23 protein-coding genes are annotated in these 21,410 nt (G+C 71.7%); 12 read left to right on the top strand and 11 right to left on the bottom strand.

The genetic code is table 11. From position 1 onward, the window contains the following. Positions 1-40 precede the first annotated feature (40 nt). Positions 41-259, top strand: a complete 219-nt coding sequence (locus ACFO6V_RS20445) for a helix-turn-helix transcriptional regulator (protein WP_116673897.1) — start codon at positions 41-43, stop codon at positions 257-259. Between the two features lie 99 nt (positions 260-358). Here the strand turns inward: ACFO6V_RS20445 and ACFO6V_RS20450 are convergent, their stop codons facing one another. Continuing rightward, positions 359-913 (bottom strand): hypothetical protein, encoded by a 555-nt coding sequence (locus ACFO6V_RS20450; protein WP_377138617.1) that lies wholly within the window; start codon positions 911-913, stop codon positions 359-361. Between the two features lie 153 nt (positions 914-1,066). On the opposite strand from ACFO6V_RS20450, the gene ACFO6V_RS20455 reads away from it, so the two are divergent. Further along, positions 1,067-1,909 (top strand): LysM peptidoglycan-binding domain-containing protein, encoded by an 843-nt coding sequence (locus ACFO6V_RS20455; RefSeq protein WP_377138620.1) that lies wholly within the window; start codon positions 1,067-1,069, stop codon positions 1,907-1,909. A 71-nt stretch (positions 1,910-1,980) separates the two neighbouring features. Then, positions 1,981-2,610 (top strand): Rv3235 family protein, encoded by a 630-nt coding sequence (locus ACFO6V_RS20460; RefSeq protein ID WP_377138623.1) that lies wholly within the window; start codon positions 1,981-1,983, stop codon positions 2,608-2,610. A gap of 94 nt (positions 2,611-2,704) precedes the next feature. On the opposite strand, the gene ACFO6V_RS20465 is transcribed toward ACFO6V_RS20460, so the two are convergent. Both ACFO6V_RS20465 and ACFO6V_RS20470 read right to left on the bottom strand, forming a co-directional pair. Continuing rightward, the gene (locus tag ACFO6V_RS20465) at positions 2,705-3,343 is read right to left on the bottom strand and encodes a nucleoside/nucleotide kinase family protein (protein ID WP_377138625.1); all 639 of its coding nucleotides are present in this window, start codon (positions 3,341-3,343) and stop codon (positions 2,705-2,707) included. After that, positions 3,334-4,179 carry a PfkB family carbohydrate kinase gene (locus tag ACFO6V_RS20470; protein WP_377138628.1) on the bottom strand — a complete coding sequence of 282 codons (846 nt, stop codon included), beginning with the start codon at positions 4,177-4,179 and terminating at the stop codon, positions 3,334-3,336. Before ACFO6V_RS20470 ends, ACFO6V_RS20465 begins: the two co-directional genes overlap by 10 nt. A gap of 93 nt (positions 4,180-4,272) precedes the next feature. Between ACFO6V_RS20470 and ACFO6V_RS20475 the strand changes: the two genes are divergently transcribed. Further along, a complete protein-coding gene (locus ACFO6V_RS20475; protein ID WP_377138630.1) occupies positions 4,273-4,875 on the top strand; it encodes a DinB family protein in 603 nt (200 codons plus the stop codon). On the opposite strand, the gene ACFO6V_RS20480 is transcribed toward ACFO6V_RS20475, so the two are convergent. Beyond that, positions 4,854-5,639 carry a MerR family transcriptional regulator gene (locus tag ACFO6V_RS20480; RefSeq protein ID WP_377138632.1) on the bottom strand — a complete coding sequence of 262 codons (786 nt, stop codon included), beginning with the start codon at positions 5,637-5,639 and terminating at the stop codon, positions 4,854-4,856. The two genes, ACFO6V_RS20475 and ACFO6V_RS20480, sit on opposite strands and share 22 nt — an antisense overlap. 128 nt (positions 5,640-5,767) lie before the next feature. On the opposite strand from ACFO6V_RS20480, the gene ACFO6V_RS20485 reads away from it, so the two are divergent. After that, positions 5,768-6,181 carry a hypothetical protein gene (locus tag ACFO6V_RS20485; protein WP_377138634.1) on the top strand — a complete coding sequence of 138 codons (414 nt, stop codon included), beginning with the start codon at positions 5,768-5,770 and terminating at the stop codon, positions 6,179-6,181. Positions 6,182-6,202: 21 nt separating this feature from the next. On the opposite strand, the gene ACFO6V_RS20490 is transcribed toward ACFO6V_RS20485, so the two are convergent. Next, the gene (locus tag ACFO6V_RS20490) at positions 6,203-6,622 is read right to left on the bottom strand and encodes a DUF779 domain-containing protein (protein ID WP_377138636.1); all 420 of its coding nucleotides are present in this window, start codon (positions 6,620-6,622) and stop codon (positions 6,203-6,205) included. Positions 6,623-6,698: 76 nt separating this feature from the next. Further along, positions 6,699-8,222, bottom strand: coding sequence for an acetaldehyde dehydrogenase ExaC (gene exaC / locus ACFO6V_RS20495; RefSeq protein WP_377138638.1), 1,524 nt, complete (start codon positions 8,220-8,222; stop codon positions 6,699-6,701). Between the two features lie 215 nt (positions 8,223-8,437). On the opposite strand from exaC, the gene ACFO6V_RS20500 reads away from it, so the two are divergent. Further along, a complete protein-coding gene (locus ACFO6V_RS20500; protein ID WP_377138640.1) occupies positions 8,438-10,102 on the top strand; it encodes a vWA domain-containing protein in 1,665 nt (554 codons plus the stop codon). A 179-nt stretch (positions 10,103-10,281) separates the two neighbouring features. Here ACFO6V_RS20500 and ACFO6V_RS20505 read toward each other — a convergent pair whose 3' ends face one another. Further along, positions 10,282-10,932, bottom strand: a complete 651-nt coding sequence (locus tag ACFO6V_RS20505; RefSeq protein WP_377138642.1) for a hypothetical protein — start codon at positions 10,930-10,932, stop codon at positions 10,282-10,284. 268 nt (positions 10,933-11,200) lie between these two features. Here ACFO6V_RS20505 and ACFO6V_RS20510 point away from each other — a divergent pair, with 268 nt between their 5' ends. Further along, on the top strand, positions 11,201-12,445 hold the full coding sequence (locus ACFO6V_RS20510) for a sigma-54-dependent transcriptional regulator family protein (protein ID WP_377138645.1): 1,245 nt from the start codon (positions 11,201-11,203) through the stop codon (positions 12,443-12,445). Positions 12,446-12,514: 69 nt separating this feature from the next. After that, on the top strand, positions 12,515-13,408 hold the full coding sequence (locus ACFO6V_RS20515) for a sulfurtransferase (protein WP_377138648.1): 894 nt from the start codon (positions 12,515-12,517) through the stop codon (positions 13,406-13,408). Positions 13,409-13,492: 84 nt separating this feature from the next. Here the strand turns inward: ACFO6V_RS20515 and ACFO6V_RS20520 are convergent, their stop codons facing one another. Then, complete coding sequence (locus ACFO6V_RS20520) at positions 13,493-13,792, bottom strand: DUF3175 domain-containing protein (protein WP_377138651.1); 300 nt, start codon at positions 13,790-13,792, stop codon at positions 13,493-13,495. A gap of 65 nt (positions 13,793-13,857) precedes the next feature. On the opposite strand from ACFO6V_RS20520, the gene ACFO6V_RS20525 reads away from it, so the two are divergent. Then, positions 13,858-14,313, top strand: a complete 456-nt coding sequence (locus ACFO6V_RS20525) for a SufE family protein (protein ID WP_377138654.1) — start codon at positions 13,858-13,860, stop codon at positions 14,311-14,313. 87 nt (positions 14,314-14,400) lie between these two features. Here ACFO6V_RS20525 and ACFO6V_RS20530 read toward each other — a convergent pair whose 3' ends face one another. Then, on the bottom strand, positions 14,401-15,360 hold the full coding sequence (locus ACFO6V_RS20530; RefSeq protein WP_377138657.1) for a phosphotransferase family protein: 960 nt from the start codon (positions 15,358-15,360) through the stop codon (positions 14,401-14,403). Positions 15,361-15,505: 145 nt separating this feature from the next. Here ACFO6V_RS20530 and ACFO6V_RS20535 point away from each other — a divergent pair, with 145 nt between their 5' ends. Both ACFO6V_RS20535 and ACFO6V_RS20540 read left to right on the top strand, forming a co-directional pair. Then, positions 15,506-16,702, top strand: a complete 1,197-nt coding sequence (locus ACFO6V_RS20535) for a methyltransferase (RefSeq protein WP_377138660.1) — start codon at positions 15,506-15,508, stop codon at positions 16,700-16,702. Between the two features lie 243 nt (positions 16,703-16,945). After that, positions 16,946-17,539 (top strand): hypothetical protein, encoded by a 594-nt coding sequence (locus ACFO6V_RS20540; RefSeq protein WP_377138662.1) that lies wholly within the window; start codon positions 16,946-16,948, stop codon positions 17,537-17,539. Positions 17,540-17,716: 177 nt separating this feature from the next. Here the strand turns inward: ACFO6V_RS20540 and ACFO6V_RS20545 are convergent, their stop codons facing one another. Beyond that, entirely contained in the window at positions 17,717-19,330 is a 1,614-nt protein-coding gene (locus ACFO6V_RS20545) for an aminotransferase class I/II-fold pyridoxal phosphate-dependent enzyme (protein WP_377138665.1), read from the bottom strand. A gap of 68 nt (positions 19,331-19,398) precedes the next feature. Between ACFO6V_RS20545 and ACFO6V_RS20550 the strand changes: the two genes are divergently transcribed. Then, complete coding sequence (locus ACFO6V_RS20550; RefSeq protein WP_377138668.1) at positions 19,399-20,424, top strand: DMT family transporter; 1,026 nt, start codon at positions 19,399-19,401, stop codon at positions 20,422-20,424. Here ACFO6V_RS20550 and hemC read toward each other — a convergent pair. After that, on the bottom strand, positions 20,399-21,334 hold the full coding sequence (hemC, locus tag ACFO6V_RS20555; protein WP_377138671.1) for a hydroxymethylbilane synthase: 936 nt from the start codon (positions 21,332-21,334) through the stop codon (positions 20,399-20,401). The two genes, ACFO6V_RS20550 and hemC, sit on opposite strands and share 26 nt — an antisense overlap. Positions 21,335-21,410 lie beyond the last annotated feature (76 nt).

The following is a 21,410-nucleotide window of genomic DNA, read 5'->3' on the forward strand; positions in this document are numbered from 1 at the left end:
ATAACCCCCTCATGTCGGTGTCTCGTGCCACACTGTTCCCATGGAAAAGCGCTTTCTCTCTCTGGCCGACGTGGTCGAGACACTGAACATCTCGATGGCCCAGGGCTATGCACTGGTTCGGACCGGCGACCTTCCCGCCATCCAGGTGGGCCCCAAGAAGGTCTGGCGCGTCGAAGCCGCAGAGCTCGAGGCATACATCGAGCGCATGTATGCAAAGAGCCGCGAACGACTCAAGGGCTCGGCGACCACGGACGCCTGAAAGCCCTCAGCTGTACACCGACGGGACCGGACGCACTCGATGCGGAGCGACACCGGTCCCGTTCTCCATTTACGGCATTCCTGAAGGATCCTGAACGATTCAGGGCGCCTCGCTGACGACCAGCAAGGCACTGAACGGAACCAGGCGAGTTCCACGGTCATCGAGCACATCGATGTCCAGATGGTCCCGCCCGACCCGCGCGATCCGGCCGCCCACGATGCCGCTCAGCGTGCGCACGGTGACCCGTGCCCGGTCGCGCTGCAGCGCCCGCAGGACCGGACCCAGCCCCAGCGCGGCACGCCGCGACGTCGCGGGCGCCGCCTGACGGGCAAGCCCGTGCACACCGGTGAGCGCCGCCAGCGGTACGAGGTGCTGAACCACTGGTTCGGGCCGGACGCCCTGGACCAGCGCCCACTCGTCCGCGGCCTCCCGGACGACGCCGCGCAGCGGAGCGCCGGCGAGCAGCTCCAGCGTCACCACCGCCCCGACGACGGCGCGGAACCGGTCCGCGAGCGTCATCGTCGCGTGCTCGGCGCGCGTCATCTCGGAGACCAGCGCATCGGACTCGGCCGCCGACTGCGCGCGGGCCTGCGCCTCGAGGTCCCCGAAGAGCGCCTCCCAGCGAGTGGGACCACCCGGGTGCATGAATGCCATGGGACCACCCTGCGTCATCCACAGCTATCCCGCTCTCCGGTAGACACCCCAGTGGCACCGAGGTTGAATATCGACCACCGGACAGCATCAACCACTATCAATGAGATCTGAGGGGTCCGATCAGATCAGTAGCCGACCATCGCAGGGGGAACCATGTCGAACAACGCCCTCCCAGGCACTCCGTCGGCGCACCGCGCCAGGCTCCGTCCCGGCGATCGCACGGCGAGCCCGGCGCCATCGACGAGCGCTCGGCGCGGCCTGGCCGGCCTGGTCGTCCTCGCCGTCGCGTTCACCGGCGCCGCCGGTGCACTTGGCGTACGCACCTGGCAGGTCGGATCGGACCTAGGTGCGGCGCTCTTCCCGGTCGAGGACATCGTCGAGCTCGCGACCGTCGCAGCTGGCACGGTGATGGCCGGCTGGGTCGGCCTGCACGCGTTCCTGGCTCTGGCCTGTGTCGTCGCGGGCCGCTGGGGTCCGCGCTGGGCGGCAGGCGAACGAGCGGTAGCACTGCACGGGCCGACCTTCGTACGCCGCCTCGCCCGTGCTGCCGCAGGGGCGAGCGTGGGCCTCGCCCTCACGGTGCCCACGGCCATGGCGTCCGACCTGGCCTCCAGGACGGATCCGTCCGCGGACGGCGGCGCTGCCGTCGTGGTCGACCTCGGCTGGCAGCCGACCGAGCGCCTGGCGGCGGACCGCACAGATACCCGTCCGGCGGACCGATCGACGTCATCGACCCAGCGGCCGAGACCTGAACGGTTGTCGCTGGTCAACCGGGGCCAGCGCACCGGGACCGGACGCGAGCCGCTGGTCGTCGTCGAACCTGGTGACACGCTCTGGGCGATCGCGGCCAGCAGGCTCGCCGCCGATCAGGCCGGCACGCCTCTGGCCGACGCCGAGATCGCTGCCGCCGTCACGCAGTGGCACCACGCCAACCGTCAGGCGCTGGGCGCGAACCCCGACCTGATCCACCCCGGCATGGTGCTGCGCCAGCCCTGACCGGCCACCGGCCGGCTCGTCACCCGGCCGCCCGCGCTCGCCTCCCCTCCCATCTCACCCCAGGAGACCCCATGACCGCACTCCCGCAGGACCCACCACCACAGGGCGCACGCCGCTCCCCCTGGCAGGTGCCGCCGACCACGCCCGCCCGCCGGGCGCCGGTGCCGCGTGCGGCGGCCACGGCCCCGGCCGCGCCGATCCGTCGGCCCGTCACACCACCGGTCGGGCCGGTCACCGGGCCCGGGATCGGCCGGCGGCTGCGGCGCATGCGGATCGGCGGGACACCGTACTCGGAACTGCAGAACGCGGCAGCGGCCCTCGAGGCGGTGACCGGTCGGCCGAGCCCCGAGCCGGACCCGGCCCTCCCCGACCCGACCGCGCAGGTGTGCCGCGTGGTCCGTGCGGCCGTCGAGGTACTGCGCGGTGAACGGCCCGCGGCACAGCTCGCACGCTGGGTCACCCCGCAGGTCTACGACCAGCTCCTGGAACGCGGAAGGCTGATGCGTGAGGCGCAGCAGAGCCGGCCGCCGCGGCCCAAGGCGCACGCGGCGACGGTCCGGCGCGTACGGATGGTGCGGCTCGGCACCTCGTCCGCCGAGGCGACGGTGATCCTGCACGACGAGGGCCGCGTCCGGGCGGCGGCGGTCCGGCTGGAAGCGCGGCGCGGGGTCTGGCGGGTGGCAGTCCTCGAGATCGGCTGAGCCGGAGGTGCAGCGCAGGGTGCGGGCCGAGGAACGAGGCACGCGCCCGAAGCGGAACCGCAGGCTCGGCCGACATTCATAAAGCCTGACCCGGTCAGACCCACTCGACGATCAGGTCCGCCTCGTCCCGGGTCGCCGCTATGAGGTCCGCGTTGCGCTGGTCGGTGCCGCCCGCCCAGGCCTCGGCGTCGGGCAGCGGCTTGCCGTAGGCCTGGTGCCGGGCGACGAGGCGCCGCAGGCGCTCGGCGTCGGGCAGGTCGACGTACCAGACCTCCGCCATGTGGGCGCGAGCCGCCGGCCAGGCGCCGCCGGGGGCGAGCAGATAGTTGCCCTCGGTGATCACCAGCGGCTCGTCGGCGACCACGGTGCCCGCGGCTATCGGTTCCTCGATCTCGCGGCGAAACTCAGGCGCGTAGACGGGCGGGTCGCCCGGGAGCCGGTCCGCGAGCCTGCGGATCAGGGCCGCGTACCCGGCGTCGTCGAACGTGTCGACGGCGCCCTTGCGGTCGCGGCGGCCGAGCGCCTCCAGGACGGCGTTCGAGAGGTGGAAGCCGTCCATCCCGACCACGACGGCGGTACCGGGTGCCAGGCCGTCGACCAGCGCGGCAGCCAGCGTCGACTTTCCGGCACCGGGCGGTCCGGTGATACCGAGGACCCGCGCCCGGCCGGCGCGGGCGGCCTGTGCCGCCAGCTCTGCCGCCCTCTTGACGAGCTCGGCGGTGGTCAGGCGCACGACAGGTTCTCCAGCCAGGAACGGGGCCCGACGTACTGCACGCGGAGGGACGCCACCCGTACGGCTTCCTCGACGGCCGCCTCCAGGTCCGCACCGCGAGCGAGCGCCACTGCCAGTGCGCCGTGGAACGCGTCCCCGGCGCCGAGCGTGTCCCGCACGTCGACCTTCGGCACGCCGGTGGTGCCGTGCCGTCCGTCGGCGTCGCACCAGGTCACGGGATCCGGCCCGTGCGTGGCGACCGTGGCCCGGGAGGGTGCGACGGAGTCCGGCGCGCGGAAGTCCGCCGACCGGGCAGTGACGTCGGCGTGCCCCATCAGATCGGCGAAGACGGGCCGCCAGCGGCCTGCGTCGAGCACGATCAGAGGGCGCGGCTCCAGGGCGTTCGCGTACGCGAGGACGCTCCGCGCGAGATCCGGGTGATGCCCGTCGAGCAGGACCACGGCGGGCCGCGGCAGTGCGTCGAGACTGCCCGGCGTGACGTCGACCCTGTCGGTGAGCATGGCGTCGGGCGAGACCACCGACCGGTCGCCCGTCGCGTCGTCGACCATCACCGCCGAGACCGCCATGGGGATCTCGTGCCCCTCGGCGGCGTCGTAGATCTCGACGCCGTGCCGCTCGAGGTCACCGCGTGCTGCCGAACCGACCGGACCCGAGCCCAGAGCACTGATCAGGAGGGCCCGTACGCCCAGCGTCGCGGCGGTGACCGCGGCGTTCGCGGCCGGGCCGCCGGCGGAGACGTCCTGGCGAACGGCGGTGATCTTCTGGTTCGGGCCCGGCCGAACGGCGCTGCGGTGGATCACATCGAGCGTCGTCAGACCGGCAAACCAGCAGGTCACGGGGGTATTTTGGTTGACATTGGCTGGCACGTCGGGCATGTGCAGAGGCTACCTGTGAAACTGAGTGTCAGTGACCGAGGATATGGTCCGAAAATGACCACTGCCGGGCCGACGCCGTCCCCCACCGCGCCCTCCACGACGTGGCGCGATGTCCTGCTGGAACAACTGAGCTTCTACTGGGACTTCCACCTCTGGCCGCGACTGGAAGGCCTTGCCGACGACGAGTACCTCTGGGAGCCCGCTGCACCGGCCTGGAGCGTTCGCCGCGGCCCCGACGGCGTGCCGCGGCTCGAGCAGGAGATGCCCGAACCGGAGGTCCCGCCGGTCACCACCATCGCGTGGCGGATGGTGCACGTGGGCCGGGACGTCTTCGGCCGGCGCGCCCGGGCCCTGTTCGGACCCACGGACGCGCCGGCCGACGCCGACATGTTCGACCAGCGGCACTGGCCCGATGCCCCGATCACGGCCGAGGGTGGCCTCGCCATGCTCGAGGAGGGCTACCGGTCGTGGCGGGCAGGTATCGAGCGCCTGGACGACGAGGGCCTGCTCCGGCCGATCGGGCCGAAGGGTGCAGGGTTCGCCGAGTTCCCGATGGCTGCTCTGGTCACTCACCTGAGCCGCGAGGCGATGGCGCACGGTGGCGAGATCTGCCTCCTGCGCGACCTGTACCGGGCTCAGACCTCGCCCTCCGGGTAGGCGCGCTCGGCGTAGACGCGCAGCGCGTCACGGACGAACGTGGCCCCCTCGGTGCCGCCGTAGTTCGCGGCGAACCGGTCGTCCGCCACGTACATGTCGCCCAGCCCCAGCAGGTAGCCCTTGTCGGGGCGGCCCTGCTCGTGACCTGGCGTGCCCGGGACGGCGACGAGCCACGCGGCGTGCCTGGCGGCGATCGCCTGGGCCTCGTCCGATGCCGGGTCCAGGCCGGCTTCGGTGGCCTCGATCCAGGCGGCGTTCAGGGCCTGCACCTCCACCTTGAACCGGTCCTGCCCCTCCTTGCCGAGCCCGCGCCACCACGCGTCGCTCTTCGCGTACGCGTCGCGGCCCCAGCGCTCGGTCACTTCCTGCTCGTGCTGGGTGTGGTCGAATCCGTCGAGCATGTCCTTCGCCATGATGTCCTCCTTCGCTTCGGGGTCCTTCTCGAGAGCGGCGACCGTCCGTTCGACCGACGCGATCTGCCGCGCCAGCCGGTGCTGCTCCGCCCGCAGCGAGTCGAGGTGCCGGCGTAACGCCTTCGCCTCGTCCTGTTCGCTGTCGAGCACCTCGGCGATGTCGCCGAGGCCGAGCCCGAGATCGCGCAGCAGCAGGATCCGCTGCAGCCGCACCAGGGCGGTGCGGTCGTAGCGGCGCGGGCCGCTCGCCGTCGTCCGGACGGCGGGCAGGAGCCCTACCGCGTCGTAGTGCCGCAGCGTCCGGCTGGTGACGCCGGTCAGCCGCGCGATCTCTTGGATGGACCAGTGCATGTCTCTCACCGTAGAGGTTGACGTTGCGTCAACTTCAAGCCCCAATCCCAAGAAGTTCCGCGAAGACGCCATGGCTGCCTGTGGATAACTCGGATCACCTCAGCGCCCGCCGATCAATACTGATGTCCATGACCACGTCAAGCGACATCATTCCGGATCAACCGCTAGCCGACGACGCAGCCCTGCTCGCGTTCGTGAGGTTCCTGCACGACGGCGTCACACCCCGCCGCCGCACGCTGTGGTTCGTCATGCTGGACCACCGACGCCGCCCGCTGCCGGTGATCGTGCCGATCGACCACGTACCGGACGAGCCCGACGTGCTCATGGTGAGCAACCTGGGTCAGGCCTGGCACGAGATCCTGCGGGACGAGCCGGGCTCCTCGGTGGTGCTGATGCTCGAGCGGCCGGGTCCGGCGGTCGCCTCGTTCGACGACCTCGCCTGGCGCGCGGCCCTCCGCTCGGCCGCGGCGGAGCACGGCATCACGCTCGCCGGATTCTTCCTTGCGACGGCGCACGGGGTCCGTCCCCTCACGCCGGACTGACGGGTGCACTCCGGCCCCGGGTCAGTCCCGGAGCAGCTCCCACTCCTCGTCGGTGAACAGCCGGGACCGGATGAGGAAGCGCACACCCTCGGGCGCCTCCACGCTGAACCCCGCACCCCGGCCGGGAACCACGTCGATCGTGAGGTGGGTGTGCTTCCAGTACTCGAACTGGTTACGGCTCATCCAGACCGGGACGGTGAACGCGGCGCCGTCCGGCCCGATCGCGAGGTCGCCGAGGTGCACGTCGGCGTCACCGGTGATGAAGTCGCCGTCCGGGAAGCACATGGGCGACGAGCCGTCGCAGCAGCCGCCGGACTGATGGAACATGAGCTCGCCGTGCTTGTCGCGCAGGCGCACGAGCAGCGCTGCCGCTTCGCCGGTCACACCAACCCGCGCGGGCCGCGCGCCGACCGCACGGGACGAGCGAACGTCGTCGGACATGAAGAACCCCCTCGCATCGGTGACGGTGTCAGACGTACAGGTCACCCAGGTGACCTGTACGTCTGACACCTCGGGTCTAGAAGAAGCCCTGCTTGCCCTGTGCGTAGCTCACCAGCAGGTTCTTCGTCTGCTGGTAGTGGTCGAGCATCATCTTGTGGTTCTCGCGCCCCACGCCCGAGCCCTTGTAGCCGCCGAACGCCGCCGCGGCCGGGTAGGCGTGGTAGCAGTTCGTCCACACGCGGCCGGCCTCGATCGCCCGGCCCGCGCGGTAGGCGTCCGCACCGGACCGGGTCCACACGCCCGCGCCCAGCCCGTACAGGGTGTCGTTGGCCACCTTGATGGCGTCGTCGAAGTCGCCGAACTCCGTCACCGCCACGACCGGCCCGAAGATCTCCTCCTGGAAGATCCGCATGGAGTTCTTGCCCTCGAAGATCGTGGGCGTCACGTAGTACCCGCCCGCGAGGTCGCCGTCCAGCTCCGCCCGGAACCCGCCGGTGAGCACCTTGGCGCCCTCCGCCTTGCCGATATCGAAGTAGCTGAGGATCTTCTCCAGCTGGTCGTTGCTGGCCTGCGCCCCGATCATCGTGTCGGTGTCGAGCGGGTTGCCCTGCTTGATCGCCTCGGTCCGCACGACGGCGTCGGCCAGGAACGACTCGTAGATGTCCGCCTGGATGAGCGCACGCGACGGGCAGGTGCACACCTCGCCCTGGTTGAGGGCGAACATCGTGAAGCCCTCCAGTGCCTTGTCGTAGAACTCGTCCTTCGCCGCCGCGACGTCGCTGAAGAAGATGTTCGGCGACTTGCCGCCGAGCTCCAGCGTCACCGGGATGATGTTCTGCGACGCGTACTGCATGATCAGGCGGCCCGTCGTGGTCTCGCCCGTGAACGCGATCTTGCGGATCCGCGGGGAGCTCGCCAGGGGCTTGCCCGCCTCCGCGCCGAACCCGTTGACGACGTTCACGACCCCCGGCGGCAGCAGGTCCGCGATGAGCTCCATCAGGTACAGGATCGACGTCGGTGTCTGCTCGGCGGGCTTGAGCACCACCGCGTTGCCCGCCGCGATGGCCGGCGCCAGCTTCCACACGGCCATCAGGATCGGGAAGTTCCACGGGATGATCTGCCCGACCACGCCCAGCGGCTCGTGGAAGTGGTAGGCGATGGTGTCGCCGTCGATCTCGCTGATCGACCCCTCCTGCGCCCGGATGGCGCCCGCGAAGTAGCGGAAGTGGTCGATCGCCAGCGGGAGGTCGGCGGCCAGCGTCTCGCGGACCGGCTTGCCGTTCTCCCAGGTCTCGGCGACCGCCAGCTCCTCGAGGTGTTCCTCGATGCGGTCGGCGATCTTGTTCAGCACCTGCGCCCGTTCCGTTGCCGACGTCCGGCCCCAGGCGGGCGCCGCGCCGTGCGCGGCGTCGAGGGCCCGGTCGATGTCGTCGGCGTCGCCGCGTGCGACCTCGGTGAACGTCCGCCCGTTCACGGGGCTGGGGTTCTCGAAGTACTGGCCGTTCGCCGGGGCCACGTACTCGCCCCCGATCCAGTGGTCGTACCTGGGCCGGAACGTGGCGATGGCACCTTCGGTACCCGGGGCTGCGTACACGGTCATGGTCTGCCTCCTCGCAGGTTCTCTCGTGCCCGCCATCGGCTGCCCGACCGCGGGGTCACGCCCGGATGCGGCGGTGCAGCCGGGTGGGCCGAGGTTAGGCAGCGGGGCGTTGCATCGGGGTTGCAACCGGACCGTGACCTGGACCGGGCAAGCCGGGTCGATGGCGGAACAAATGACATCAGAGGACGGATCACCCGGACGAGAGGCCTACCACCATGACTTTCGCACCCCGCACGACCCGCGCGTCCTTGTCCGCCGCGGCAGTGCTGCTGACCGCGGCGCTCGCGCTCACGGGCTGCACGGCCGACGCCGGCGGCGAGGCCGTGCCCATCGACGTGCCGGTCCCGGCGGCTCCCGACCTGTCGGGCGACGAGGCTCTGAGCAGTGAGTCACTGGAGAGCCAGGCGACGGACGGAACGATGAGCAGGGATGTGGCGCCGCCCCTCCTCCCCGAACCGCGGACACCCGATACCGAGGAGTACGACGACTCCCCCGAGACACCGTTCCAGGACGTCGCTACGAGCCCCCTGTCCACGTTCTCGGCGGACGTCGACACGGCGTCGTACTCGAACCTGCGCCGCCAGGTGAACCAGGGCGTCGCGCCGGAGGGCGTCCGCATCGAGGAGCTCGTCAACTACTTCGACTACGACTATCCGGCACCCGCCCCGGGCGCTGAGCACCCGTTCTCGATGACGGCCCAGGTGGCGACCGCGCCCTGGAACCCGGAGCACCAGCTCGCCATGGTGGGCGTCCAGGCCACGGAGGCGATACCGACGTCGGAGGGGAACAACATCGTGTTCCTGCTCGACGTGTCCGGGTCGATGGACGAGCCGAACAAGCTGCCGCTGCTCGCCGAGTCGTTCGCACTGCTCGTGGAGCAGCTCGACGAGGACGACCGCGTGTCGATAGTGACCTACGCGGGCGACAACCAGGTGGTGGCGGACTCGGTGCCCGGTTCGGAGCACGGCGTGCTGGTGGACCACCTGCGGTCGCTGGAGGCCGGCGGATCCACCGGCGGCGCGGACGGCCTGCGGACCGCGTACGAGCTGGCCGAGGAGAACTTCGTCGAGGGCGGCAACAACCGGGTGATCCTCGCGACGGACGGCGACTTCAACGTGGGCCCGTCCACCCCCGAAGAGCTCACGGACCTGATCGAGGCCGAGCGGGAGTCCGGGATCTACGTGTCCGTGCTCGGCTTCGGCATGTACAACCTCAAGGACAGCACGATGGAGGCCATCGCCGACCACGGGAACGGCAACTACGCCTACATCGACACCCTGGCGGAGGCGCGCAAGGTCCTGGTGGACGAGTTCGACTCCACCATGTTCGTGGTGGCCAAGGACCTGAAGCTGCAGGTGGAGCTCAACCCGGCGACCGTCTCCGAGTACCGGCTGATCGGGTACGACAACCGGCGGCTGGAGGACGAGGAGTTCGACGACGACACCAAGGACGCCGGCGACGTCGGTGCGGGACACGCGGTGACCGCGTTCTACGAGCTCGTCCCGGCCGGCGCAGGCCCGGGCGCGGAACCCGGCTCCGACGTCGGCGACCTGAAGTACACCGAACGTGAGGTCGGCACCAGCGACGACTTCATGACCGTGCACGTCCGGTACAAGGCACCGGAGGGTGACGACCCCGGCACGAGCACGGAGGTCGAGCTTCCCGTCGGCGCGGACGCGTTCACGTCGGCGCCGACGGCGGACTTCGCCTTCGCCTCCGCCGTGGCGGAGCTCGGGCTGATCGCCACCGCGTCGGAGTACGGGGCCGAGGCGAGCCTCGACGCCGTCAGGGAACGTGCGTCGAGCGCTCTGGGCGAAGACCCGTACGGCCTGCGGGCGGAGTTCGTCGATCTGGTGGACGCTTACCGCCGGGTCGCATGATCGCCGCTACGCATCAAATGCACCGCCGTGGGCATAGCCGCTCAATGCATTGGGCTGACCGGAAAGCCCGGTCGAGAGCGGTGCTCGGTGACAAAGAGAGCCGGAAATCGTGGAAAGAGGTTTCCGTGCATGAAGAGCGCCGGAAGTTTAGGCCGTCGGCAAATGCCGACGAATACGCCTCAGGAACCTTCGAGAGACGTCAGGATCGTCCGGTCACCAACGGGGTCGCGGGAATCCAGGACGCGCTGCGCACCCTGCGACTGCTGGACCATGTCGACGGCGACACGCAGGTCCTCGGTGGCCCAGTCCAGGGAGGTCTCCATGTGGGTCGCCTGGGCCAGCAGCGTCTGGGCCTGCGTCACGGAGGACGGCGGGGCGTCCGTCACGCGCTGCGCCGCGGCCGACCGGGCGTCGGCGATGGCCTGGGCGAGGACGTCACGGGTGGCCGGGTCCGCGACCTGGCCGTCGGAGTGCTCGTAGACCCGCTCGGCCATGGCCAGCACCGCCGTCAGGTCGTGCGACCGGGCCGACGTGGTGCTGACCTGGATGTCAATCTGAGAGCTGAGGGCCACGAGGTGGCTGGCCTTCTCGGCGTGCGCCGAGGCCGCCCAGAGAGTGATGGCGACGGCCATACCCGTGATGATCGCGGCACCGAACACCCAGGGGCGCCGCCCGCGAGCGCCGGCCAGATCGGCAAGCACCGGTTCGGGTTCCGGCTTCGGCTGCGGCGAGTCGAGCGGCGGCAGCTTGGCGGTGTCGAGCGCGGGAAGTCGGAGCGGTCTGTCGCTCGGCTGTTCGTCGCTGTCGGATATCGCAGGTTCCGCCTTCACCAGGGCGATGGTGTTCAACTCTTCCCCCAAAGAGAGATCCCATGAAAACAACGTGTCGGGCTCGAAGCCCTATTAACTACCGATGAGAATGACGCTAGAACTACTTCTTGAGTAGCGCGCGGCGAGACCGTAATACACCTGTGATCTGTGGAAAGTCGTTCGGCCCGGTGGATGACCGACGTCCCGGGCGGGCAGCCTGTCAATGGCGAGGCCGGGCGCCTAGACTGGCGGGGTTCGACGACGGCGTCCGAACGAGGTCTGGGGCAGCATGGCGAAGGTGCCACACCGGGACGCGCAGTGGGTACGCGCGGCATACGAGAGCTTCGTCGGTTCCGCCGGCTCGCAGGAGCCCGCGGGGATCGACCCCGTCGTCGCGGCCTCGTGGCGCAGGAGCCTCCGTAACGGTGTGGACCCGGACCAGCCGAGCGAGGTGGCCGTCGCGGCGTCGGGCGATCTCGAGGACTACCGCCGCAAGCATCCCCTGGCGGTCGCGATGCCCATGGTCCGGGACCTGGTGGGCGGCGCGACGGGTGACGACCTGGTGGTCGCGGTGTCGGACGACGTCGGCCGGCTGCTCTGGGTGGAGGGCCGCGGACCGGTGCGCTCCGCTGTCGACCACGTCGGGTTCGTCGAGGGCGCGGTGTGGCGCGAGGAGTCGGTCGGTACCAACGCGCCCGGCACGGCCCTGGCGACGCGGCGTCCGGTCCAGGTGCTCGGCGCCGAGCACTTCATGCGTCCGGCCCAGCGGCTGAGCTGCACCGCGGCACCGGTGCGCGATGCGGCGGGCGGGATCGTCGGCGTCCTCGACCTCACGGGCGGCAGCGTCGCCGGGAGCCACGTCGCCCTCGCGCTGGTCCGGGCCACCGTCGCGATGGTCGAGCGCGAGCTCGCCACCCGCTCTGCCGCGCGCGCCGCCGGCCCTGGCACGACCGACCAGCCGCCGGACCTCCGGCTGCTCGGGCCGCCCGCGCTGCGCGGGCGCCGGCTGTCGCTGCGGCACGCCGAGATCCTGCTCCTGCTCACCGAGCATCCGCGCGGTCTCGGCGCCGAGGAGCTCGCGGTGCTGCTGCATCCCGGCGACCTGTCCCTGGTCGCGGTGCGTGCGGAGATCTCCCGCCTGCGCCGGGTCGCGGACGCCGTCCTCGGCGGTCCCCTGCTCGCTGGCTCCCGCCCCTACCGGCTCGCCCGGCCGCTGCGGTCCGACGTCGGCACGGTGCGCTCCCGGCTCCGGCGCGGCGACGTGCGCGGCGCGCTCTCGGCCTATCCCGAGTCCCTGCTGCGGCGTTCGGTCGCGCCGGGGGTCGAACGGCTGCGCGAGGAGCTCGAGGCCGAGGTGCGCGAGGCGGTGCACGCCTGCGACGACGCGGCCGCCGTCGAGCAGTGGACCGCCCGCGACGAGGGGGCGGACGACCACGCGGCCTGGACGCGGCTGGCCCGGCTCGCGCCGCCCGGCGGGCCGCAGTCGGTGCGGGCCTGGGCGCACCTGCGCGTACTGGAGCGACGCCTGTCCTGAGCCGGGATCTTTTCGGCAGGGCCGGGTGTTGCCTTGACTGTCAGTGCACGTGCTCTACGAGGAGGCCCCATGCCCGCGCCCATCGACACTTCGGACAAGATCGCGCAGTACGCCCACCCGGAACGACTGGTGAGCACCGCGTGGCTGGCCGAACACCTCAAGGACCCGGGGATCGTCGTGGTGGAGTCCGACGAGGACGTGCTGCTCTACGAGACCGGCCACATCCCGGGCGCCGTAAAGGTCGACTGGCACACCGAGCTGCAGCACCCCGAGATCCGCGACTACCTGGACGGCGCGGCGTTCGCCGCACTCATGGGCGCCAAGGGCATCACGCGCGACACGACGATCGTCCTGTACGGCGACAAGAACAACTGGTGGGCCGCGTACACGGCCTGGGTGTTCACGCTGTTCGGGCACTCCGACGTCCGCCTGCTCGACGGCGGCCGCGGCCTGTGGAGCGCCGAGGGCCGCGAGCTCACCACGGACGTCCCGGCGCCCGCGCCCGTCGAGTACCCAGTGGTCGAGCGGGACGACACCGCGATCCGCGCCTTCCGCGAGGACGTCCTGGGCCATCTCGGCAACGGCCCGCTGGTCGACATCCGCTCCCCGCAGGAGTACACGGGCGAGCGCATCGCCATCCCGGACTACCCGGAGGAGGGCGTGCTGCGCGGCGGCCACATCCCGACCGCGCGCAACGTCCCGTGGGCGACGGCGGTCGCCGAGGACGGCACGTACAAGACGCGCGAGGAGCTCGAGGCCATCTACACCGCGGGCCTCGGCATGAGCCCCGACGACGCCGTCGTCACGTACTGCCGGATCGGCGAGCGTTCGAGCCACACCTGGTTCGCGCTCACCCACCTGCTCGGCTACACGAACGTGCGCAACTACGACGGCTCCTGGACCGAGTGGGGCAACGCGGTACGCGTGCCGGTCGCCACGGGCACGGAACCGGGCACCGTCTGACCTGTCAGAACCCGCCGGACGTGTCAGACGTACGGGTCACCCGGGTGACCTGTACGTCTGACACGTCCGGCGGGTTCTGACAGGTCACCCGCGGCCGAACGCCTTGCGCAGCTCGTCCTTCGCGCGTTCCAGGACCTCGCGCTGGTCCGCGTCCAGCTCCTTGCCCGCTCGGTTCACGTAGAACGTGAGCATCGACATCGCCGAGCGGTACGGGGAGCTCTTGCGCCGGTCGCTCGACTCCGCGGAGCGTTTCAGCGAGCGGGCGATCCGCGCGGGGTCCCGCCACGTGAAGACGCCCTCTTCGAGGTCCAGGGCGTCACTGCCCTCGGTGACGTCCTGGGACCAGCGTTCGCGGTCCTTCTTCGACCGCTTCTTCTCGGCCATACGTCAACCGTACGACGCCGCCCGGTCGCTCGCCCGAGCCTCCGCGGCGGTGGGAGGATGAACAGATGAGCACCAACGACGTCGACCTGCCCGAGGCCCTCGCCGAGCTGCGGGACGCCTTTCTGGAGACGCCCGAGCGCGACCGGCTCCAGCTCCTGCTGGAGGTCTCCCGCGAGCTTCCGCCGCTGCCCGCCAGGTACGCGGACGCACCCGAGCGGCTCGAACGGGTCCAGGAGTGCCAGTCCCCCGTCTACGCCTTCGCAGAGGTGGACGACGCCGGGGTGGTCGCCTTCCACGCGAGCGCGCCGGAGGAGGCGCCCACCACGCGCGGCTTCGCGTCGATCCTCGCGCAGGGCCTCACCGGTCTGACGGCGCAGCAGGTGCTCGACGTGCCGGAGGACTTCCCGCTCCAGCTCGGCCTGACCAAGGTCGTCAGCCTGCTGCGCCTCAACGGCATGGCGGGCATGCTGACCCGCGCCAAGCGCCAGGTCCGCGAACAGCTCGCGGCCGCCCAGATCTGACCCTGTCGGCTGCGCCCGGCGAGAACGGGGTTATGTGTCGTTCCGGCCCGCGCAGACACATAACCCCGTTCCGCCGCGCTCCTTCTTCTAGCGGAGGCGGGCGCGGAGCCACGGGATACAGGACTCCGCCTGGATCCGCTGGAACGCGCGCACGTGCGGGATCCCGGGCGGCGGGTCCTGCAGCGAGGTGTACACGAAGTAGGCGGTCTGCACCGCTGTCCATACAGTGACGGCCTCCGGGTCCACGCCTGCCGGGAGCGGTGCCCGCTCCAGGGCCTCCTCCGGAGCCGGCCCGCCCGTGGCATGCACGGCCGGGAGCATGGCGGTCCGGTCCAGGTACGCCGCGCCGCGCACGGCGTGCGGCCAGTCCACGGCCACCGCCGCCTCCACCCCGTCAGCCCGGCGGACGACGAGGGCGTTGTCCGCGCGCAGGTCGCCGTGCACCAGGTGCGAACCGGCGAACGCCTCGGCCTGCCGCTCGGGTGACGCGATCTCGGCGATGCGGTCGAGGTTCGCCGCGAGCCACGGGTCGTAGGTCGCGAGGCCCGCGGGACGTTCGGCGGCGAGCTGAGCCGACTCCGGCCAGACGTGGTCGCTGAAGGTGGGGAAGGCGCCGCCGTCCGGCACCTCGTGCTCGCCGATGCGCCGGGCGAGGTACTGCAGGCGGTCGAGGTCGTCCAGGTCCCACGGCTCGGTCCGGGGTGCCCGCCCGTCGACCACGTCCGACGCGACGACCACCCAGGCGGGCTCCGTCTCCCCGGGTTCGGGCAGCTCCATGACCCAGCGGAAGGCCGGCGCGGGGACGCCGTCGGGCAGCGCCGCCGCACGCACCGCCTCCCGGCGGTGCAGGCTCGCGGCGACCTCGTGCTCCGTCGAGGCGACCTTCACGAAGGCGCTGCCGGCGGCGGACTCGAGCGTGAGCGCCCAGCCGGGCGAGTAGCCGCCGTCGTGCGAGGTCCAGCCCGTGACCGGGCCACCGAGCCGCGCGGCGACGGCGTCGCGCACGTGCGTCGGGAGGTCGGGCCAGGTCGGTCGGACACGTGTCATGCGGCGATCATGCCAACCACCCACGACGCTCGACGAGGGCATTTCGGCTTCGCCGGTCGCGGACGCACCGTGAGACGATACGAGCGCATACTCCGGTTCGAAGCGTCGCGGACTCCGGCACCTTCGACCCGTTCGGGAGCACGTCATGGCAGCTGTCCACTGGACCGAGGGCGGGGCCTCCTACGCCGCACGCTGGCGTTCCGAGAACGATGCGCCCGCGCCGGGCGGGGTAATAGTCGTCGACGACCGCACCACCGCCAAGGCCGCCTACCGCATGGTGCGCGGCGGGGCCGGGCTCCTGTGGCGGGGCGACTTCCACAATGCCCGGCAGCTGCTTCGCGCCATGGACCGCCTGCACGAACGGTCAGGCTCCCGCCGGACCGGAGCAGGCACCGGACCTGGCACAGCGGGCCGCGCGACCGGCGACGGACTCGCAGCGCTCTTCCACGGCCACCGAGCGGCACGCGCCGAACGCGCAAGGCTCCTCGGCAGCCTGCTGGTACTGCTCCAACCGGACCACACCCTGAAGCTGGGCCGTGCGCCCGACGTCCGGGCTGCGTGCGACCACGCCTACGGCCCGGCGGACGCCGCCGGCAGCGCACCCGGCGTCGAACCGCGCGGGACCTGCGTGGCGCTCACCGAGCTCGCCGGTGTGCTCAGCGCCTACCAGTGGCACCAGCAGGGCGTCGAGATCGAGGCGCTGGGGGAACGCATCCACCCCGCGTACGGCGTCTTCTCGCCGGTGCGCGGCGAGTACGTCGACCTGGTCGCGACCATGCCGTTCGCCGGCGACGCCGCGCCGTCCGTGGCCTTCGACCTCGGCACCGGCACCGGCGTGCTGACGGCGCTCCTCGCCCGGCGCGGGGCGCGCACGGTCATCGCCACCGACATCAACCCACGAGCGGTGGCCTGCGCCCGCTCGAACGTGCGTCGGCTCGGGCTGGCCGATCAGGTGCAGGTCGTCGAGGCCGACCTGTGGCCCAGCGGCCGGGCCGACCTGATCGTCTGCAACCCGCCGTGGCTCCCCGCGCGCCCGACCTCTGCGCTCGAGCTCGGTATCTACGACGCCGGCTCCGACCTGCTCCACCGGTTCCTCGACGGGCTGAGCGAGCACCTCATGCCCAAAGGCGAGGGCTGGCTCGTCCTCTCGGACCTCGCGGAGCATCTTGGGCTGCGAACGCGCGACGAGCTCCTCACCCGGATCGCCGATGCCGGGCTGCGGGTCGCCGGGCGGCACGACACGAGCCCGCGGCACCCCCGGGCGAACGACGCCGCGGACCTGCTGCACGAGGCGCGACGACGCGAGGTCACCTCGCTGTGGCGCCTGATTCCTGGCGCTTGATTCCTGCGCGCGACACCGGATACCTGATCTGGACGACCGTCCTGTATCACCACTGTGATGTCTGGGTTACGGGCTTTTCCTATCACTCCTCCGCCGGGTTCGATCCTGGATTGTCTCGTTTCATTCCGTGCGCGCCTCAATGCGTTCCGATTGACAGGGTGAAAAGTGCGTCTGACTCTTTCCCATGGAACACACGAGTGTGCTCCACCGCTGTTTCGACGGAGCTATTCGAGGGGAAACACCATGATCCGAGGATTCCGTGCAGTCAGTCGAGCTGTCCTTACCGTGGCCGTCTCGGCGGGCATGGTCTGCGCAGCCACGACAGGGGCAAGCGCCCTGGTGACGGCCGAGGGCGATGCGCCTGCGGCCGCGGTCACCGCAACCGATCCGGTGCCGGAGGTCGCGGCTGAGCCCGAGGCCGCTCCGGAGGCCGCTCCGGAGGTCGAGGCAGTGCCGGAGGCCGCGACCGAGGTCGAGGCAGTGCCGGACGCCGCGGCCGAGACCGAGGCGGTGCCCGACGTCGCGACCGAGGTCGAGGCAGTGCCGGACGTCGCGACCGAGACCGAGGCGGTACCTGACGTCGCGACCGAAGCCGTGGCTGTCCCGGAGGCCGCGACTGCGGTCGAGGCAGTTCCTGACGCCCCGGCCGACCTCCCGGTGCCGGACGTCCCCGTCCCGGACCTCCCGGTCCCGGACCTCCCGGTGCCGCTGCCGGTTCCTGACCTCGGCCTGCTGGACGGCCTGCTCGCCACGCTCGGCGACCTGCTCGGCTCGCTCCTCGGCAGCCTCGGCCTTCCGCTCCCCCTTCCCCTGCCCCTCCCCCTTCCGGGGATGTGACGAACTCGCCGGACGTCGCCAGCACGGCCGGTATCTGACGTCTTTTCCGCCAGCTGTTCGCGAACGGTGGGGCTGGTGCAAAAGACTACCGGTGAGGCCCTTTCCCGAATTTCGGGAAAGGGCCTCACTGGTTTGTGAACGCATATTTCGGCACCGCACGTTGAACGCCGTTCTTGTTTACTCGAGAACCTGTGCGATCCGGTGCACCGCCTCGTGGAGCTGGTCGGGGGTGCTCGCGGCATAGCCGATCACCAGGCCTGATGGTCCCTCGCCCAGCCGGTGCGCCGAGAGGGGCTGCATGCGGACCCCGGCACCGCCCGCACGCCGGACGACTGCGGCGTCGTCGATGCCCGGCACCGTCACGAGCAGGTGCAGACCGGCGGCCACCCCGTGGGCGGTGCTGCCGGGCAGATGGGTCGCGAGCGCCGCGAGCAGTGCGTCGCGGCGGGCGCGATGCCGCCGTCGGACCTGGCGGAGGTGCCGTTCGAACCCACCAGTGGTGATGAAGTGGGCGAGCGCGAGCTGGGACAGCGCGGGACCGGCGAGGTCGGACCAGTAGCGGGCCTCGACCAGCTCGGCCTGGAGCGCGGCGGGGGCGAGGAGCCAGCCGATCCGGATGGCCGGGGCGAGCGACTTGGAGACGCTGCCGAGGTGGACCACGTGGTCGGTCGCGAGCGCGCGCAGCGCGGGCACTGGCGGGCGGTCGTAGCGGTGCTCGGCGTCGTAGTCGTCCTCGATGACCAGCCGGCCGGGCAGGCCGGGGCCCGACGACGGTGCGGCGCGCGCCCAGGCGACCAGCTCCCGGCGTCGGTCCGGGGCGAGCACCACTCCGGTGGGGAACTGGTGCGCGGGGGTGACCACTACCGCGTCGACGCCGGTCCTGCCGAGCGCCGCGACGTCCAGGCCGTCCTGGTCGACGGGGACGGGAACGGGTTCCAGGTCCCACCGCCGGAGGTGCTCGCGGGCGCCGAAGGATCCCGGGTCCTCGAACCCGATCCGGCGCAGTCCTCGCGCACCGAGCGTCCGGGCGAGCAGGGTGAGGCCCTGCGAGACGCCGTTGACCACGAGGATGTCGTCCGGGTGCGCGCGGAGCCCCCTGGTGCGCGCGAGCCAGCCGGCCAGCGCCGTGCGGAGGGCGGGCAGGCCGCGCGGGTCGCCGTAGCCGAGCTCGCTCGACGTCAGTCCGGACAGTGCCGCGCGTTCCGCGCGGGCCCAGGCGGCACGGGGGAACGCCGAGAGGTCGGGCAGGCCCGGCGACAGGTCGATCAGATCGGTTGCCGAGGTGGCCGGGCCGGTCAGCTCCGGCGGCATCACGCCGGCGAGGCCCGACGGCGGCGTGGGGCGGCTGCTGACGCCAACTAGCCCTGCTCCGGTGCCGGCGGGTCGCGTTCCGGCGCCGGCGGGTCGCGTTCCGGCGCCGGCGGGTCGCGTTCCGGCGTCGGCGGGTCGCGTTCCGGCGTCGGCGGGTCGCGTTCCGGCGTCGGCTGGCCCTGCTCCGCGAACCGGCCACGGCTCCGGGGCCGACGACTGCGCCCAGGCAGCGCGGACCGTCGTACCGCCCCCGTGCCGGCCGGACAGCAGGCCCTCGTCCGTGAGTCGGCGGTAGGCGTCGACCACGACACCGCGGGAGCAACCGAGCTGGTCGGCGAGAACGCGCGTCGCGGGCAGCCGGTCGCCCGGGGCGAGCCGGCCGTCGGACACAGCGTCCCGCACCGTCTCGACCAGCCATGCGGTGAGGTTCCCCCGGCCGGCTCGCGCGGGGTCGAGCTGGAGGAAGTCTGCCCCGGGCATCTTGGTCCTATGGATCGTCGTGGGTTTGGCACTGTCAGATATACCAAAGTTCGAGCAGGCTCGCGGACATGACGACCAGGACACCACCGGACGTGCGGGCCCAGGAGCCCACAGGCAATGAGTCCGGCACTGAATCCGGCACCGAGCACCACACCCGCCCGCACGTGAGGCAATGGTCCGGGCCGCTGTACGCGAGTATCGGGATGACGCTGGTCGGCAGCCAGGTGGCGGTCTCGGGCGTGCTCGCCGACGCCCCGCTGTTCGCGGTGCAGGCGCTCCGGTACACGCTGGCCGCGCTGGTGCTGTTCCTGGTCCTGCGGTTCACGGGGCGCTCCGTCCCGGTGCCGCGGGGCCGGGAGTGGGCGTGGCTCGCGGGTGTGGCACTGACCGGGCTGGTGCTGTTCAACGTGGGTGTCGTGCGGGGCGTAGCGCATGCCGAGCCCGCGGTGATCGGGGTCGCGGTGGCGGCGGTGCCCATCCTGCTGGCGCTGGTGGGGCCGCTGCTCGGGCAGACCCGGCCGACGCCGATGGTGGTGGTCGCCGCGATAGTGGTGACCCTGGGCGCCGTCCTGGTGACCGGTGGCGGGCGCGCCGACGCCGCCGGACTGGGCTACGCGCTGCTGACCCTGGTCTGCGAGGCGGGGTTCACGCTGCTGGCGATCCCGGTGCTGCGCCGGCTCGGGCCGCACGGCGTGTCGCTGCACGCGGTGTGGATCGCGGCGGTGGCGCTGTGGGCGCTCAGCCTGACGACGGAGGGACCCGGCGCCGTCGGGACCCTGCGAGCCGAGCACGTGCCCGCGATCCTGCACCTCGCCCTGGGCGTCACGGTCGTGGCGTTCCTGCTCTGGTACACGGCGGTCGGGCGGATCGGACCCGGGCGCGCCGGGCTGTTCACCGGGATCGTGCCTGTCGCGTCGGCCGTAGGCGGGGTGCTGCTCGGCGGTCCGGTTCCCGGGTTGGTCGTGTGGCTGGGCGTCGCGGTGGTCGTGGTCGGCGTCGTGCTGGGGATGCGCACCGGCCCCACACCTCCTTCGAGGATGCGGACGCGGACCCCTGCGATGTCCCGGATCAGGGAGTCGACGCGGCGGCGCTGATGATGTCCCGAGCGCCCTGCTTGACCAGCGCGAGTGCCACGCTCATGCCCAGGTCTGCCGGGGTGAACGCGCCGGAGTCCTCCGCAGCGGTCAGGGCGGTCTTCCCGTCGAGCGAGTAGACCGCACCGCTCAGGACCAGCTCGTCGTCGACATGCGCCGCATAGCCGGCGATCGGGCTGTTGCAGTGGCCCTGCAGCACGTGCAGGAACATTCGCTCGGCAGCGGCTTCGCGCCACGTCGTGGGGTCGTTGAGCGGAGCCAAGATGTCGAGGGTGGCGTCGTCGTCGGCGCGGCACTGCAGAGCCAGGATGCCCGCTCCGACCGGCGGGAGCATGACCTCGGGCTCAAAGATCTCGGTGATCGCGTCGCTACGGCCGATCCGGTCCAGCCCACTGACGGCCAGGATCGCCGCGTCCACCTCTCCGCCGGCCAGCTTCTCGAGCCGCTTGTTGGCGTTGCCGCGGAACAGCACGAAGTCCAGGTCGGGGCGGACGGCGGCGAGCTGAGCCCGACGGCGCACCGAGGAGGTGCCGACCCTCGCTCCGGCAGGCAGCTCGGCCAGCTGGAGTCCGGCCGGGCTGACGAGGCAGTCGCGCACGTCGTCGCGCACGAGGTAGCCCGCGATCGTCATGCCCGGCGGGAGCGGCTTCTCGCCGGGCATGTCCTTGAGGCAGTGCACCGCAACGTCCGCGGCTCCAGCGGCCAGGACCGCATCGACCTCGCGGACGAAGTTCTCCTTGCCGCCCAGGGCGCTCAGGCTGCCGGTCCACCGGTCCGCGGTGGTCGTGACCGGGACGACCTCGACCTCCAGGTCCGGTGAGGTCTGGGCGAGGAGGCTGCGGACGCGCTCGACCTGGGCTCGCGCCATCGGCGACGACCGGGTCACGATCCGCAGGACGGGAGAAGACATGAGGCCTACGGTATCCGCGCCGGGGCCTTCTTCGCCGCGACAAGGAACGGGTGCAGGGCATGTTGCTCTCAGGTCG

Origin of the sequence: Promicromonospora alba, assembly GCF_042654905.1 — a bacterium.
GTDB lineage: Bacteria > Actinomycetota > Actinomycetes > Actinomycetales > Cellulomonadaceae > Promicromonospora > Promicromonospora alba.

Coding starts and splice junctions, on each gene's coding strand:
- ACFO6V_RS20545 (WP_377138665.1), bottom strand. CDS start 19,330: ATGCCCGGGGCAGACTTCCTCCAGCTCGACCCCGCGCGAGCCGGCCGG.
- ACFO6V_RS20450 (WP_377138617.1), bottom strand. CDS start 913: ATGGCATTCATGCACCCGGGTGGTCCCACTCGCTGGGAGGCGCTCTTC.
- ACFO6V_RS20485 (WP_377138634.1), top strand. CDS start 5,768: ATGACCACGTCAAGCGACATCATTCCGGATCAACCGCTAGCCGACGAC.
- ACFO6V_RS20445 (WP_116673897.1), top strand. CDS start 41: ATGGAAAAGCGCTTTCTCTCTCTGGCCGACGTGGTCGAGACACTGAAC.
- ACFO6V_RS20475 (WP_377138630.1), top strand. CDS start 4,273: ATGACCACTGCCGGGCCGACGCCGTCCCCCACCGCGCCCTCCACGACG.
- ACFO6V_RS20500 (WP_377138640.1), top strand. CDS start 8,438: ATGACTTTCGCACCCCGCACGACCCGCGCGTCCTTGTCCGCCGCGGCA.
- ACFO6V_RS20460 (WP_377138623.1), top strand. CDS start 1,981: ATGACCGCACTCCCGCAGGACCCACCACCACAGGGCGCACGCCGCTCC.
- ACFO6V_RS20525 (WP_377138654.1), top strand. CDS start 13,858: ATGAGCACCAACGACGTCGACCTGCCCGAGGCCCTCGCCGAGCTGCGG.
- ACFO6V_RS20490 (WP_377138636.1), bottom strand. CDS start 6,622: ATGTCCGACGACGTTCGCTCGTCCCGTGCGGTCGGCGCGCGGCCCGCG.
- ACFO6V_RS20550 (WP_377138668.1), top strand. CDS start 19,399: ATGACGACCAGGACACCACCGGACGTGCGGGCCCAGGAGCCCACAGGC.
- ACFO6V_RS20530 (WP_377138657.1), bottom strand. CDS start 15,360: ATGACACGTGTCCGACCGACCTGGCCCGACCTCCCGACGCACGTGCGC.
- ACFO6V_RS20480 (WP_377138632.1), bottom strand. CDS start 5,639: ATGCACTGGTCCATCCAAGAGATCGCGCGGCTGACCGGCGTCACCAGC.
- ACFO6V_RS20535 (WP_377138660.1), top strand. CDS start 15,506: ATGGCAGCTGTCCACTGGACCGAGGGCGGGGCCTCCTACGCCGCACGC.
- ACFO6V_RS20520 (WP_377138651.1), bottom strand. CDS start 13,792: ATGGCCGAGAAGAAGCGGTCGAAGAAGGACCGCGAACGCTGGTCCCAG.
- ACFO6V_RS20515 (WP_377138648.1), top strand. CDS start 12,515: ATGCCCGCGCCCATCGACACTTCGGACAAGATCGCGCAGTACGCCCAC.
- exaC (WP_377138638.1), bottom strand. CDS start 8,222: ATGACCGTGTACGCAGCCCCGGGTACCGAAGGTGCCATCGCCACGTTC.
- ACFO6V_RS20455 (WP_377138620.1), top strand. CDS start 1,067: ATGTCGAACAACGCCCTCCCAGGCACTCCGTCGGCGCACCGCGCCAGG.
- ACFO6V_RS20540 (WP_377138662.1), top strand. CDS start 16,946: ATGATCCGAGGATTCCGTGCAGTCAGTCGAGCTGTCCTTACCGTGGCC.
- ACFO6V_RS20510 (WP_377138645.1), top strand. CDS start 11,201: ATGGCGAAGGTGCCACACCGGGACGCGCAGTGGGTACGCGCGGCATAC.
- hemC (WP_377138671.1), bottom strand. CDS start 21,334: ATGTCTTCTCCCGTCCTGCGGATCGTGACCCGGTCGTCGCCGATGGCG.